Annotated in this window: 11 protein-coding genes, 1 tRNA gene and 1 riboswitch; of the genes, 7 read left to right on the top strand and 5 right to left on the bottom strand. The window is 64.4% G+C overall.

Features of this window, described 5'->3' with window-relative positions; all coding sequences use genetic code 11:
- The first annotated feature begins 81 nt into the window (after positions 1–81).
- A tRNA-Asn gene (locus AAIE04_RS11805) sits at positions 82–157 on the top strand.
- A gap of 54 nt (positions 158–211) precedes the next feature.
- Here the strand turns inward: AAIE04_RS11805 and gap are convergent.
- From gap to AAIE04_RS11825, 4 genes are all read right to left on the bottom strand, one after another.
- Positions 212–1,222 (bottom strand): type I glyceraldehyde-3-phosphate dehydrogenase, encoded by a 1,011-nt coding sequence (gene gap / locus AAIE04_RS11810; protein ID WP_063917913.1) that lies wholly within the window; start codon positions 1,220–1,222, stop codon positions 212–214.
- Positions 1,223–1,287: 65 nt separating this feature from the next.
- Complete coding sequence (locus AAIE04_RS11815) at positions 1,288–2,274, bottom strand: GlxA family transcriptional regulator (protein ID WP_197667788.1); 987 nt, start codon at positions 2,272–2,274, stop codon at positions 1,288–1,290.
- 126 nt (positions 2,275–2,400) lie between these two features.
- Positions 2,401–3,135, bottom strand: a complete 735-nt coding sequence (locus AAIE04_RS11820; protein WP_498056656.1) for a Rossmann-fold NAD(P)-binding domain-containing protein — start codon at positions 3,133–3,135, stop codon at positions 2,401–2,403.
- Between the two features lie 13 nt (positions 3,136–3,148).
- Positions 3,149–4,171: an LLM class flavin-dependent oxidoreductase gene (locus AAIE04_RS11825; RefSeq protein ID WP_063917911.1), complete on the bottom strand. Its 1,023-nt coding sequence runs from the start codon at positions 4,169–4,171 to the stop codon at positions 3,149–3,151.
- A gap of 149 nt (positions 4,172–4,320) precedes the next feature.
- Positions 4,321–4,423: riboswitch (TPP riboswitch) on the top strand.
- 62 nt (positions 4,424–4,485) lie between these two features.
- Here AAIE04_RS11825 and tenA point away from each other — a divergent pair.
- Genes tenA through AAIE04_RS11845 form a run of 4 tightly spaced genes read left to right on the top strand, consistent with a single transcriptional unit; the run spans position 4,486 to position 7,641 of the window.
- Entirely contained in the window at positions 4,486–5,169 is a 684-nt protein-coding gene (tenA, locus tag AAIE04_RS11830) for a thiaminase II (RefSeq protein ID WP_019452504.1), read from the top strand.
- Positions 5,166–5,906 (top strand): ABC transporter ATP-binding protein, encoded by a 741-nt coding sequence (locus AAIE04_RS11835; protein ID WP_019452503.1) that lies wholly within the window; start codon positions 5,166–5,168, stop codon positions 5,904–5,906. Before tenA ends, AAIE04_RS11835 begins: the two co-directional genes overlap by 4 nt.
- On the top strand, positions 5,903–6,670 hold the full coding sequence (locus AAIE04_RS11840) for an ABC transporter permease (RefSeq protein ID WP_019452502.1): 768 nt from the start codon (positions 5,903–5,905) through the stop codon (positions 6,668–6,670). Before AAIE04_RS11835 ends, AAIE04_RS11840 begins: the two co-directional genes overlap by 4 nt.
- A gap of 35 nt (positions 6,671–6,705) precedes the next feature.
- A complete protein-coding gene (locus AAIE04_RS11845; RefSeq protein ID WP_154746471.1) occupies positions 6,706–7,641 on the top strand; it encodes an ABC transporter substrate-binding protein in 936 nt (311 codons plus the stop codon).
- Here AAIE04_RS11845 and AAIE04_RS11850 read toward each other — a convergent pair whose 3' ends face one another.
- Entirely contained in the window at positions 7,642–8,382 is a 741-nt protein-coding gene (locus AAIE04_RS11850; protein ID WP_074053756.1) for a transporter substrate-binding domain-containing protein, read from the bottom strand.
- 284 nt (positions 8,383–8,666) lie between these two features.
- On the opposite strand from AAIE04_RS11850, the gene opgB reads away from it, so the two are divergent.
- Together opgB and AAIE04_RS11860 are read left to right on the top strand one after the other, a co-directional pair.
- On the top strand, positions 8,667–10,970 hold the full coding sequence (gene opgB, locus AAIE04_RS11855; protein WP_498576983.1) for a phosphatidylglycerol--membrane-oligosaccharide glycerophosphotransferase: 2,304 nt from the start codon (positions 8,667–8,669) through the stop codon (positions 10,968–10,970).
- 137 nt (positions 10,971–11,107) lie between these two features.
- On the top strand, positions 11,108–12,571 hold the full coding sequence (locus AAIE04_RS11860; protein WP_019452498.1) for an AMP nucleosidase: 1,464 nt from the start codon (positions 11,108–11,110) through the stop codon (positions 12,569–12,571).
- Positions 12,572–12,583 lie beyond the last annotated feature (12 nt).

Raw genomic sequence — 12,583 nt, forward strand, 5'->3', positions numbered from 1 at the left:
ACCGAGCAGTCGAACCGCTCAAGGCAATTTAGCGTTGACACACCCGGGGCTGCTGGATATCATGCGCCCCGTTCACACGATTCCTCTGTAGTTCAGTCGGTAGAACGGCGGACTGTTAATCCGTATGTCACTGGTTCGAGTCCAGTCAGAGGAGCCATATTTAGAGAAGCCCGCTTAAGGAAACTTAAGCGGGCTTTTTGCTATTGGACGTTTACAGCCCGCGTTTTTCCATCAGCAGCGCCAGATCGACCAACCGATTGGAGAAGCCCCACTCGTTGTCATACCAGGCGAGCACTTTCACCAGGTTGCCGCCGATGACCAGCGTGGACAAACCATCGATAATCGATGAGCGCGCATCGCCCCGGTAGTCGCTCGACACCAGCGGTTCATCGCTGTACCCCAGGATCCCTTGCAGCGGGCCGGACGCCGCCGCCGCGCGGAAAGCGGCGTTGATCTCCTCCACCGTCGCCGGGCGTTTCAGCGTCACCGTCAGATCGACGATCGAAACCACCGGCACCGGCACCCGCAGCGAGTAACCGGTCAACCGGCCGTCCAGATCCGGGATCACCTTGCCGAGCGCCTTGGCCGCACCGCTGGAATAAGGCACGATCGATTCCGCCGCCGCCCGCGCGCCGCGCAGATCTTTTTCCGGCTGATCATGCAGCGCCTGGCTGTTGGTATAGGCGTGAGTGGTGTTCATCAGCCCGTATTCGATACCGAACGCCTGATGCAACACCTGCGCGGCGGGCGCCAGCCCGTTGGTGGTACAGCTGCCGTTGCTGACCACTTTATGCAGCGCCGGATCGTAGAGCGAGTCGTTAACGCCCATGACGATGGTAATGTCGTCGTTCTTGGCCGGCGCCGAGATAATCACCCGCTTGGCGCCGCCGTGCGTAATGTGCACTTCCGCTTTGGCCTTGTCGGTAAAGAAGCCCGTCGCTTCGATAACCACGTCCACGCCCACGCTGCTCCAAGGGATCTCGGCGGGATCGCGCTGCGAAAATACCTGAATCGGCCGGCCGTCCAGCAGCAGCTGGTTGTCGCCGGCTTCCACCCTGGCCGCCAGCGTGCCGGAAAGCGTGTCGTATTTCAGCAGGTGCGCCAGCGTTTTGCTGTCCGTCAGATCGTTGATCGCCACCACTTCGAAATCGCTGCGCCCCAGCGCCGCGCGCAGCACGTTGCGTCCGATCCTGCCGAAGCCATTAATGCCTACTCTCACCATGATGATCTCCTCGTTTTGGGCTTTGCCTCAAATCTAGCCCTGCCCCGAGGCGGCGTAAATGACGTTTACCAATCAATTTGCGCCAAATTGCGCGCATGGAAGCGCTCACGGTATTCGCTCGGGGTCAACTGCAGTTTGCGTTCAAACACGCGCCGCAGGTTAAGGCCGTTGCCGAAGCCGGTGGCCAGGGCGACCTGTTCGATGCCTTCTGCACTCTGCTCGAGGCGCTGCCTGGCGGTATGCAACCGCCCCTCTTCGACGAATTTGGCGGGAGAAATGCCCGTCTCGCGGGTGAACACCCGGGTAAAGTTGCGCGGGCTCATCGCCACGCGCTCGGCCAACCGATCGACGCTGAGATCGTCGGCGAGATTCTCCAGGATCCAGGACTGCAGGTCGCGGATCGGGCCCGGCGATTTGGCCTGGTTGAGCGGGTAGCGGCTGAACTGCGCCTGCCCGCCGGGGCGGCGTAGAAACATCACCAGGTCCTGTGCCACTTCGCGGGCCTGTACGAAGCCGTAGTCGTCCTCCACCAACGCCAGCGTCAGATCGAAGCCGGAACTGACGCCGCCGGAGGTCCAAATCGGCCCGTCCTGCACGTAGATCGGGCCGTTTTCGACCTGCACCTGCGGGAAGCGCGCCTGCAGCGTTTCCGCCAGCCGCCAGTGGGTGGTCGCCCGTCGTCCGTCCAGCAAGCCGGCCTCGGCCAGCAGCAGAGCCCCGCCGCAGACCGAGGCGATACGGCGCGCCTGCGGGGCCGCGCGGCGCAGCCAATCCGCCACCAGGGCGCCCTCTTCTTCGGTCGCCCCTTTGCCGGCGACGATGACGGTATCGCGCGGCAGGGCCGGATCGAGATCCGCCAGGCGATGATCGGCCAGCAGGCTCAGACCGGACAGGCCGTGTACCACCCGATGGGATTGCGTGGTGGCGACCGCGATCTGATACAGCGGCGCCTCGGCAGGGCTCAGGCGATTGGCCTGCATCAGAATATCGGCGATGCCCGCCGCTTCGAACAGCATGCCCCCTTCGGGGACGATAATCAGAAATGTGTGCATGGCGATAATATAAATAACAATCAAAACAGGCCAGGCAACCACTGTATAAGAAAAGCCCCGTCGGTTCACCCTGCGGGCATAAAAAAGCCCGCCGATAACCACCGACGGGCCAGGAGAACGCGGCCATCAGGCCTGAGGCAAACTCACCTCGCTCACGCGCGCCAACTGCGCCAGCAGCGCCGTTTGAAACGCCTCGTCGTGCACCGCCGCATGAGGATCCAACCGCTGCTGATGGTGCCAATAACCGCCGGAAACCAGGGCCTGCGGCTCATCACTGCTCACCAGCCACGCCTGCGTCACGTGTCCCAGCGCCAGATCGTCGGGCGCGTCCGCGCCGCCCATTTTGGTCGGCACCCAGCCGGGATCGACTGCGCTGCTGATGACGCCGGGCCACAGGCGCGCCACGGCGGCGGCCAGCGCGGTGACGAACAGCTTGCTGTCCGAATAGGAGCCGGCTGCGCCGCCAAGCCAATCCACGCCGTTCAGTTCCGCTACGCCGTCAAAGTGCATGCTGCTGCTCAGGTAGACGATGCGATCGGGGCGTTCGATCAGGGCCGTCAGCAGATAGGGCGCTATCACGTTCACCGGCATCACCTGCGGCCCGGTGAACATGCCGGCGTTGTGGATCACCGCATTCGGGCGGCCGAGGCGATTCACCTGCTCGGCGACCTGCCGGATTTGCTGCACCTCGGACAGGTCGCCAATCACCGCCTGCGCGCCCCGATCCAGCAGATCGCGCACTGCCTCCAGACGGCCGGGGGCGCGCGCATGCAGGATAACCTGATGCCCTTCGTCCAACAGCGTTTGCGCGGCGGCGCGGCCCAGCCCGTCCACCGAGCCGGTAATGAAAATACGTGACATGCCAGTCCTCCGTTTAGCGCCAGCCGAGCGCCGGCGCGACATGGGTTAAAATCGATTCGATAACGTGGGCGTTGTAATCCACGCCCAGCTGGTTAGGCACGGTCAGCAGCAGCGTATCCGCTTCGGCGATGGCCTCGTCCTGCGCCAGCTGCTCGATCAGCGCGTCCGGCTCGGCGGCATAGCTGCGGCCGAAGATCGCCCGGGTCTGCGCGTCGATATACCCTAGCTGATCGCCCTCTTTGCCGCCGCCGCCGAAGTAATTGCGATCCCGCTGATCCACCAGCGCAAAGATGCTGCGGCTCACGGAAACCCGCGGCTCGCGCGCATGGCCGGCCTCTTGCCAGGCGGCGCGATAGGCGCGGATCTGCTTGGCCTGCTGGATATGGAAGGGTTCGCCGGTCTCGTCGTTCTTGAGCGTCGAGCTTTGCAGGTTCATACCCAGCTTCGCCGCCCAGACGGCGGTCGCGTTCGAACCGGCACCCCACCAGATGCGATCGCGCAGCCCGGCGGAAAACGGCTCCGGCCGCAGCAGCCCGGGCGGATTGGGGAACATCGGCTGCGGATTGGGTTCAGCGAACCCTTCGCCGCGCAGCGCTTCCAGAAAGACTTCGGTATGGCGGCGGGCCATGTCCGCGTCGGTTTCCCCCTCGGCCGGGGCATAGCCGAAATAGCGCCAGCCGTCGATCACCTGCTCCGGCGAGCCGCGGCTGATGCCGAGCTGCAAACGCCCGCCGGCGATCAGATCCGCCGCGCCGGCGTCCTCCACCATATACAGCGGGTTTTCATAGCGCATGTCGATCACGCCGGTGCCGATCTCGATGCGTTGGGTTTTGGCGCCGATGGCGGCCAGCAACGGGAATGGCGATCCCAGCTGGCGCGCGAAGTGGTGCACACGAAAATAGGCGCCGTCCGCCCCCAGATCTTCGGCGGCGACCGCCAGATCGATAGACTGCAGCAGCGCATCCGCCGCTGAACGGGTGCCGGACTGAGCGGAAGGCGACCAGTGGCCAAACGAGAGAAAACCAATCTTTTTCATCGGGAATCGTCCTCAAAGGCAAAACATAGGCCTACAGTGACAAAAACCGCGCGCTCTGCGCCAGCAAAATCGCCCCCGATCGCACTAAACGAACCGATTGCCGCGCCGCCGCCCGACGATTGTAATCAAAAAACAAATGTCGTATAACAAGCAGCTCCGAGGGGTGTCCTGTTACGGGCTGAGATGGCGTAAGCCGAACCCTTTGAACCTGATCTGGGTCATGCCAGCGAAGGGACGGTTAGGCAACAACGCAATCACCCGTTGCCTGTTCATACCTCAGCGTGCCCGGATCTCCACTGACTCAAGGAGGTCCCATGTCCATCACCACCCTGTTCGAAAGCGGTCTTTACGGCCGGCTGCGGCAACAAGCCGGCAGCCACTGGCAGGACTACGTCGATCACCCGTTTCTGCAGCAGCTGGCCGCCGGTACCTTGCCCGAACGCGCTTTTCGTCGCTACCTGACCCAGGACTATCTGTTCCTGCTGCACTTCGCCCGCGCCTACGCGCTGCTGGTCAGCAAGCTGCGCACCCTGCCGGAGATGCGCGCCGCCACCGCCTCGCTCAACGGCATCGTCGCCGAACTGCCGCTGCACGTGGCCTACTGCGCCGAATGGGGCTTGAACGAGGCGCAGATCGCCGCCCAGCCGGAAGCGGCGGAGACCATGAACTACACCCGCTACGTGCTGGATATCGGCCATGCCGGCGACGCCCTCGATCTGCTGGCCGGCCTGCTGCCCTGCGTGGCCGGCTATGCCGAAATCGGCCTGCGGCTGCTGCACGATCCCGCCACCAAAATGGAGGGTAATCCTTACGCCTCCTGGATCCGCAACTACGGAGACGAGGGCTATCTGGCCGGCGTGCGCGCCGCCATCGAACTGCTGGAGACCGTCGGCCATCAGCGCGGGGCGCAGAGCCGCCTCACCGAGCTGGCGCAGATTTTCACCACCGCCACCCAGCTGGAATCGGCATTTTGGCAAATGGGGCTGAACGCCTCATGACCTCCCCGCTTCTCCCGCCCGGCATCCAGGTGCGGGATCTCAGCCTGCGTTTCGGTCAGCAAATCGTCTTCGACCGGCTGAGCTTCGACATCGCCGGCGGCAGCTTCGTCGCTCTGCTCGGCGCCAGCGGCGCCGGCAAAACCAGTTTGCTGAAGATCATCGCCGGGCTGGCGCAGGCCAGCTCAGGCACGGTGAGCGGCAGCGACGGCCTGCCGATCGCCGGGCGCATCGCCTACATGGGGCAGAAAGACCTGCTCTACCCCTGGCTGACTATCGAGGAGAACGTCGCCCTCGGCTCGCGGCTGCGCGGCGAAGCGCCGGATCGGGCGTGGGCGGCGCACCTGCTTGAACGCGTGGGCCTGGCCGCGCATGGCCGCAGCCTGCCCGCCGCGCTGTCCGGCGGCATGCGCCAGCGCGCCGCCATCGCCCGCACGCTCTACGAACGCCAGCCGATCGTACTGATGGACGAGCCCTTTTCCGCGCTGGACGCCATTACCCGCGCCGAAATCCAGAGCCTGGCCGCCGAGCTGCTGGCGCAAAACACCGTGCTGCTGATCACCCACGATCCGATGGAGGCCTGCCGTCTGAGCCACCGCCTGCTGGTGCTGTCACCCTGGCCGCTCGGTCTCGACGATAGCCACTGCATCAAAGGGCAGCCGCCGCGCGCGCCGGATGACGCCGACCTGCTGAAAAGCCAGGCCGAGTTGCTGCAGCAGATGGTGAGGGCGGCGCAATGAATATCGCCAAAGAACGCGGGCTTACCCGCCTGCGGCGCGGGCTGACGGTGTTCGCCGGCCTGCTGCTGCTGTGGTGGCTGGCAGGGCAAAGCGGCATCCCGGCCTTTCTGCTGCCCACGCCGGGCGCGGTGGCGCAGGCGCTGTGGGACGGGCGCGGCTACCTCGCCTGGCACACGCTGGTCACCGCTTCGGAGATCGTCAGCGGGCTGGTTCTGGGCGTGTTGCTCGGTGCGGCGCTGGCGCTGTGCATGATCTTCTCGCCGCGCCTGCAGCGTTGGCTGATGCCGCTGGTGCTCACCAGCCAGGCGATACCGGTGTTCGCCCTGGCCCCGCTGCTGGTGCTGTGGTTCGGCTTCGGCATGAGCGCCAAGGTGGCGATGGCGGTGCTGGTGATCTTCTTCCCGGTGGTGTCGGCCTTCTTCGACGGGCTGCGCCGAGTCAACAACGACTATCTCGATCTGGCACGCACGATGCGCGCTTCGCGCTGGGCGCAACTGCGGCACGTGCGGCTGATGGCGGCGCTGCCGGCCTTCGGCTCCGGCCTGCGCATGGCCGCTGCGGTCGCGCCGATCGGCGCCATCATCGGCGAATGGGTCGGCTCGGCCGAAGGGCTGGGCTACGTGATGCTGAACGCCAACGCGCGCATGCAGACCGACGTCTGCTTCGCCGCGCTGTTTATTCTAGTGCTGATGACCGTGTTGCTGTGGGCCGCGGTGGATGCGCTGCTGCGGCGCCTGATCGCCTGGGCGCCGGAAAACGACTGATGATTGCAACCATAACCAGGGATAAAGGAACAACCATGATTAAACATACCCTCTGCGGGCTGTTGCTCGGCGCCGCCATCACCGGCCAGGCCGGCGCGGCCGAGAAATTGACGCTGGTGCTCGACTGGTATATCAACCCCGATCACGCGCCGATTATGGTGGCCGAGCAGATCGGCGCCTTCAAGGCCGCAGGGCTGGACGTCAAGATCGTGCCGCCGTCCGATCCGGCGCTGCCGCCGCGGCTGGTGGCCGCTAAACAGGCCGATCTCGCCATCACCTATCAGCCGCAACTGCACTTCTTCGCCGATCAGGGCCTGCCGCTGATGCGCGTCGGCACGCTGATCAACACGCCGCTGAATACGGTGATCGCGCTGGACAAGAACATCGCCTCGCCGGCGGATCTCAAGGGCAAAACGGTGGGTTACTCGGTCAGCGGCATCGAACAGGCGACGCTGGCCACCATGGTTGAACACGAGCATCTCAAACCGCAGGATATCAAGCTCATCAACGTCAACTTCCAGCTGACCAGCGCCCTGCTGGCGGGCCAGGTCGATGCGGTGATCGGCGGCTACCGCAACATCGAAGCGCTGGAGCTCAAGCTGCAGGGTAAAGAACCGGTGGTGTTCAACGTCGAAGATTACGGCGTGCCGGCCTACGACGAGCTGATCATCGTCGCCAACCGCGATGCGGTGAACGAGCCGAAAATTCGCAAATTCCTCGCCGCGCTGAAGCAAGGCAGCGACTACCTGCACGCGCACCCGCAGGACACCTGGCTGGCGTTTGCCAAGGCGCACCCGGAGCTGAATACCGAGCTGAACAAGCAGGCCTGGCAAGCCAGCCTGCCGCTGTTCGCGCGCGATCCGGCCAAGCTGGATCGCGCCCGCTACCAGGCTTACGAGCAGTTCCTGTTCGACAACAAGCTGATCAAGAAAATCACCCCGGTAGAACAGTACGCGGTGGAACTGGACTGATCACGCCGAGGCGGCCGGCGGCGCCACCGTCACCTCACCCTGGCCGCTGCGCTGCAATGCCGCCTTCACCAGCCCGTTGGCCTTGCAGCGTTCAATAAAGCCGTTCACATAGGCGGCGCCCTGCGTTTTTTGCCGCGGCACCGCCATTGCCTGACGGATGGCGGTGAAATGCCCCTCCAGCACCCGGTAGCCCGGATGGGCGGCCGCGGCGGCCAGCAGCGGCTGACGCACGCCGGCCGCCGCCTCCAGCCCCCGTTCGAAAAACAGCGCGATCGCCTCGGCAGAGGTTGCCGCCCGCACCAGTTGCGCCTGCTGCAGCGTGCGCGATAAAAACAGGTCATACGCCGCCCCCTGGCCGACCGCAATGCGCACTTCCGGCCTGTCGAGCTGCGCCACCTCAAAGTAAGGCGCGTCGTTCGCCACCAGGTAAGTCCCCTCGATGATCACGTAGGGTTCGCTGAACGCAATCTGCGCCGCGCGCACCGGCTCGATGGCCATAAACGCCAGGTTCCAGGCGCCGCTGTCCAGATCGGCGAACACCTTGCCCGCCGCGTCATAGGTCACCAGCTCGAGCGTCACGCCCAGTTCCTGAGCCAGCGCGCTGGCCAGCTCCACCGAAGCCCCCTGCGGTTTGCCGCCGGCCCCCGCCTGCGCCAGCACCGGATTGCCGTAGTTGATCGCCGCGCGCAACACGCCTTGCGGGGCCAAATCCTCGAGTACCGCTGCGGAAATCGTCTGCATACTTCCTCCTGAATGGCTGATGGGCGCGCCGTCGTGGCGCTCATTAAGCGTAGAGCGAAACCTCCGACCAGCAAGCTTTCGCCGCCGTGGCCGCCGCTGGCGTGATTAACGTCACACTATCGTCATAAAAATGTACAATAGCCGCCGCTCGTCGGCCGTAGCGGGAGATCGCGCGTTGTTCCGCCGCCGGCAATAGGCTATACCCTTCACTTTTCGCGCCGCGGCACGGCCGGCGGCGCAGACCAGGGCAGCAACGTTTTTTCCAATCAGACAGGGTTTGGCGGATGGTTTTAGCAGTCGTTTCGTTTGTTCTCTTTTTGGCGTCGATTTTGATTTATCGCACCCGGGCCGCCGCCAACCGCTGGTGGTTCGCCATTTTGCTGACGCTGCTCGGCAGCTATCTGGTGCTGAACGTCATCCTGATCGCCAGCAACTACTTTACCGGCGACGGCATCACCGATGCGGTGATCTACACCGTCACCAGTAGCCTCAAGGGCGCCGGCGTCAGCAAATACGTGCTGCCGTTTATCGGCCTGCTGGCGGCGCTGGGGGGAATTTTCGCCGTGCTGGCCCGCAGCCTGCTGCGCCGCAAGGCTAAAGGCAGCAGCGTGGCCTACAGCGTCGTCGCCGTGCTGCTGGCGCTGTTTTCGGTCGGCACCACCCCGGCGTTTCAGGACATTTCGCTGTTGGTCAAGAGCCAGATCGTCGGCGATACCGCCGATTTCACCACCTACTACAAGGCGCCGAAAAAGACCGTGCAGGGCAAGCGGCCGAACCTGGTGTATATCTATGCCGAGAGCCTGGAGCGCACCTACTTCGACACCGAGCTGTTTCCCGGTTTGGCCGACGAACTGAATGCCCTGCGCGCCGACAGCATCGACTTCAGCAACACCCAGCAGCTGCCGGGTACCGGTTACACCATCGCCGGCATGGTCGCCTCGCAGTGCGGCATTCCGCTGTTCGCGCCCTTCGACGGTAACGCCTCCAGCGCGGTCTCCACCTTCTACCCGGAGAACGTCTGCCTGGGCGACGTGCTGAAGGCCGCCGGCTACAGCAACTATTTCTACCAGGGCGCCGAGCTGGCGTTCGCCGGTAAAGACACCTTCCTGAAATCCCACGGCTTCGATCACGTTTACGGCTTCAAAGAGCTGCGCGATCGGGTCGCCGATCCAAGCTATAAAAACGACTGGGGCTGGTACGACGACACCGTGCTGGACGTGGTGTACGGCAAGTTTGTCGAACTGTCCGAACAGCGCCAACCGTTCTCGCTGTTTACCCTGACCGTCGACACCCATCACCCGGACGGTTTTATCTCCGCCGGCTGCAGCAAGCAAAGTTACGCCTGGCAGAATAAGGACAACCGCTCGCTGAGCGCGGTGGCCTGCAGTCAGCAGCACATCGCCGCGCTGATCGACAAGATCAAACGCTCGCCGTACTTCAGCAATACCGTGATCGTGGTGTCTTCCGACCACCTGGCGATGAACAACACCGCCTACGACATTCTGACCAAGCAGAAGCGCCGCAACCTGTTCTTCATCATCGACGGCACCCGGCCGCAGGCGGAGCAGCGCCACGAAAAGCGCAGCACACTGGATAACGGCGCCACGGTGCTGGACGTGATGGGCGGCGACAACTATATCGGCCTCGGCCGCAGCAGCCTGTCGGCGCCGTCGCTGTCTACGGTGTTCCTGAACATCGAAGAGAAGATCAACGGCTGGAAACCGGCGGTGATCAACCAGTGGGGCCTGCCGAACCGCATCAGCGACTACAGCGTGGATACACGCCAGCGCAGCTTCAGCTTCTCCGGCGTCACCTATAAGGTGCCGTTCATCCTGCGGGTGGGCGATAACCGCATCGAACCGATGTTCAACGTCTATCTCTCCACCCCGCTGCGCAAGCAGCTGGCCGGGCTGGGGGCGGGGGAGAAATTCGTCTGGGTCGATAAATGCTACGAGATCGGCCGGGTCTGGGCGCCGCAGTTGGCGCTGAGCACCGACATCTGCGTGGCCTCAGGTACCCTGGCCTCGCCGCCGCAGATCGCGCAGGCGAGCGGCGAGCGCTTTCGCGGCAAGGTAAACTTTGGTGCCCCGACGGCGGACAGCGTCGCCGACTACCAAAACGCCGTCGCCCGCCTGCAGGTGGACGACGCGGCGGTGAAATACCGGGCGGACGCCATCGAGTTCATGCTGCCCGGCATGCCGGAACAGGTGAAGTCCATCACCGGCGTCTCCGCCGTCGAGGAATGGGGCCGCTGGTCCGACGCCAATCTGGCGCCGGCGGTGAACATCGATTACGTCGATCCGCTGCCTAAAACCTTCGATCTGGTGCTGCGCGCCCGCGCCTACGGCAACAACGTCGGCGAACCGATTTCGGTGCGCGTCGGCGACGAAGAGCATTTCGTGTCGCTCGGCGAACAGGACAGCACCGTCACCCTGCGCTTCGATAACCCGCGCGGCGCGCAAAACATCAGCATTACGCCGCCGGCGCCGACCGAGCCGAAAGAGAGCGCCAGCGGCGGCTTCACGCCGAAGAAGCTGGGCATCGGCTTGGTGTCGCTGAAGGTCGAAACGGCCGACCCCGCTTCCTGATCCCCCTGCGCCGCGGGCGCGGTATTTTCTTTGCCGCGCCCGTCATTTCGACCAAGCTTTTACGCCTTTCTTCGGCTAACCTGTGACGGTGAAACGCCGCAGCCCCGCCACAGAGCCGGGACATCCAAGGAGAAAGTATGAGCTATGCCCCACCTCGCAGCGGCCTCAGCGCCGATCAGGCACTCGATCAACTGGAAGCCCTGTATGACGCCGCGGTAGACGCGCTGCGTCAGGCGGTCAGCGACTTTATCAGCCACGGCACGCTGCCGGATCCGCAGGCGCGCGCCGCCGGGCTGTTCGTGTACCCCGAGCTGCGCGTCAGCTGGGACGGGCAGCAATCCGGCCCGAGCAAAACCCGCGCCTTCGGCCGCTTTACCCATCCCGGCAGCTACAGTACCACCGTGACCCGGCCGCAGCTGTTCCGCCACTATCTGGCCGAACAGCTGGCGATGCTGGAACACGATTACGCCGCCCATATCGAAGTAGCGCCGTCACAGCAGGAGATCCCGTTCCCTTATGTCATCGACGGCTCCAGCCTGGCGCTCGACCGCTCAATGAGCGCCGGCATCGCCCAGCATTTCCCGACCACCGAGCTGGCGCAGATCGGTGACGAAACCGCCGATGGCCTGTACCACGCCACCGACAATCATTTCCCGCTGTCGCATTTCGATGCGCTGCGCGCGGACTTCTCGCTGGCGCGCCTGCGGCACTACACCGGCACGCCGGTGGAGCATTTCCAACCGTTCGTGCTGTTCACCAACTACACCCGCTATGTGGACGAGTTCGTACGCTGGGCCTGCGCGCAGATCGCCGATCCGGCCAGCCCATATATCGCGCTCTCCAGCGCCGGCGGCGCCTACATCACGCCCGAAACCAGCGCGCCCGAGCAGACGGTGTCCGATCTGGCCTGGAAAAACAACCAGATGCCGGCCTATCACCTGATCTCGCGCACCGGTCAGGGCATCACGCTGATCAACATCGGCGTCGGCCCGTCCAACGCCAAGACCATTTGCGATCACCTGGCGGTGCTGCGCCCGAGCGCCTGGCTGATGATCGGCCACTGCGGCGGCCTGCGCGAAAGCCAGGCGATCGGCGACTATGTGCTGGCCCACGCCTATCTGCGCGACGATCACGTGCTGGACGCGGTGCTGCCGCCGGATATCCCGATCCCGAGCATAGCCGAAGTGCAGCGCGCCCTGTATGACGCCACCAAAATGGTCAGCGGCATGCCCGGCGAAGAGGTCAAACAGCGCCTGCGCACCGGCACCGTGGTCACCACCGACGACCGCAACTGGGAGTTGCGCTACTCCGCTTCGGCACGCCGCTTCAACCTCAGCCGCGCGGTGGCGGTCGACATGGAGAGCGCCACCATCGCCGCCCAAGGTTACCGTTTCCGAGTGCCGTACGGCACGCTGCTGTGCGTCTCCGACAAACCGCTGCACGGCGAGATCAAACTGCCGGGCCAGGCCAACCGCTTCTACGAAGGGGCGATCTCCGAGCACCTGCAGATTGGCATCTGCGCCATCGATCTGCTGCGCGCCGAGGGCGATCGCCTGCATTCGCGCAAGCTGCGCACCTTCAACGAACCGCCGTTCCGCTAACGGTGCACAGGC

Source organism: Serratia sp. Ae19-1 (genome assembly GCF_059801225.1).

What these genes read in the sequence shown, in the direction of transcription:
- gap (WP_063917913.1), bottom strand. Translation starts at nt 1,222, where the DNA reads ATGGTGAGAGTAGGCATTAATGGCTTCGGCAGGATCGGACGCAACGTG.
- AAIE04_RS11815 (WP_197667788.1), bottom strand. Translation starts at nt 2,274, where the DNA reads ATGCACACATTTCTGATTATCGTCCCCGAAGGGGGCATGCTGTTCGAA.
- AAIE04_RS11820 (WP_498056656.1), bottom strand. Translation starts at nt 3,135, where the DNA reads ATGTCACGTATTTTCATTACCGGCTCGGTGGACGGGCTGGGCCGCGCC.
- AAIE04_RS11825 (WP_063917911.1), bottom strand. Translation starts at nt 4,171, where the DNA reads ATGAAAAAGATTGGTTTTCTCTCGTTTGGCCACTGGTCGCCTTCCGCT.
- tenA (WP_019452504.1), top strand. Translation starts at nt 4,486, where the DNA reads ATGTCCATCACCACCCTGTTCGAAAGCGGTCTTTACGGCCGGCTGCGG.
- AAIE04_RS11835 (WP_019452503.1), top strand. Translation starts at nt 5,166, where the DNA reads ATGACCTCCCCGCTTCTCCCGCCCGGCATCCAGGTGCGGGATCTCAGC.
- AAIE04_RS11840 (WP_019452502.1), top strand. Translation starts at nt 5,903, where the DNA reads ATGAATATCGCCAAAGAACGCGGGCTTACCCGCCTGCGGCGCGGGCTG.
- AAIE04_RS11845 (WP_154746471.1), top strand. Translation starts at nt 6,706, where the DNA reads ATGATTAAACATACCCTCTGCGGGCTGTTGCTCGGCGCCGCCATCACC.
- AAIE04_RS11850 (WP_074053756.1), bottom strand. Translation starts at nt 8,382, where the DNA reads ATGCAGACGATTTCCGCAGCGGTACTCGAGGATTTGGCCCCGCAAGGC.
- opgB (WP_498576983.1), top strand. Translation starts at nt 8,667, where the DNA reads ATGGTTTTAGCAGTCGTTTCGTTTGTTCTCTTTTTGGCGTCGATTTTG.
- AAIE04_RS11860 (WP_019452498.1), top strand. Translation starts at nt 11,108, where the DNA reads ATGAGCTATGCCCCACCTCGCAGCGGCCTCAGCGCCGATCAGGCACTC.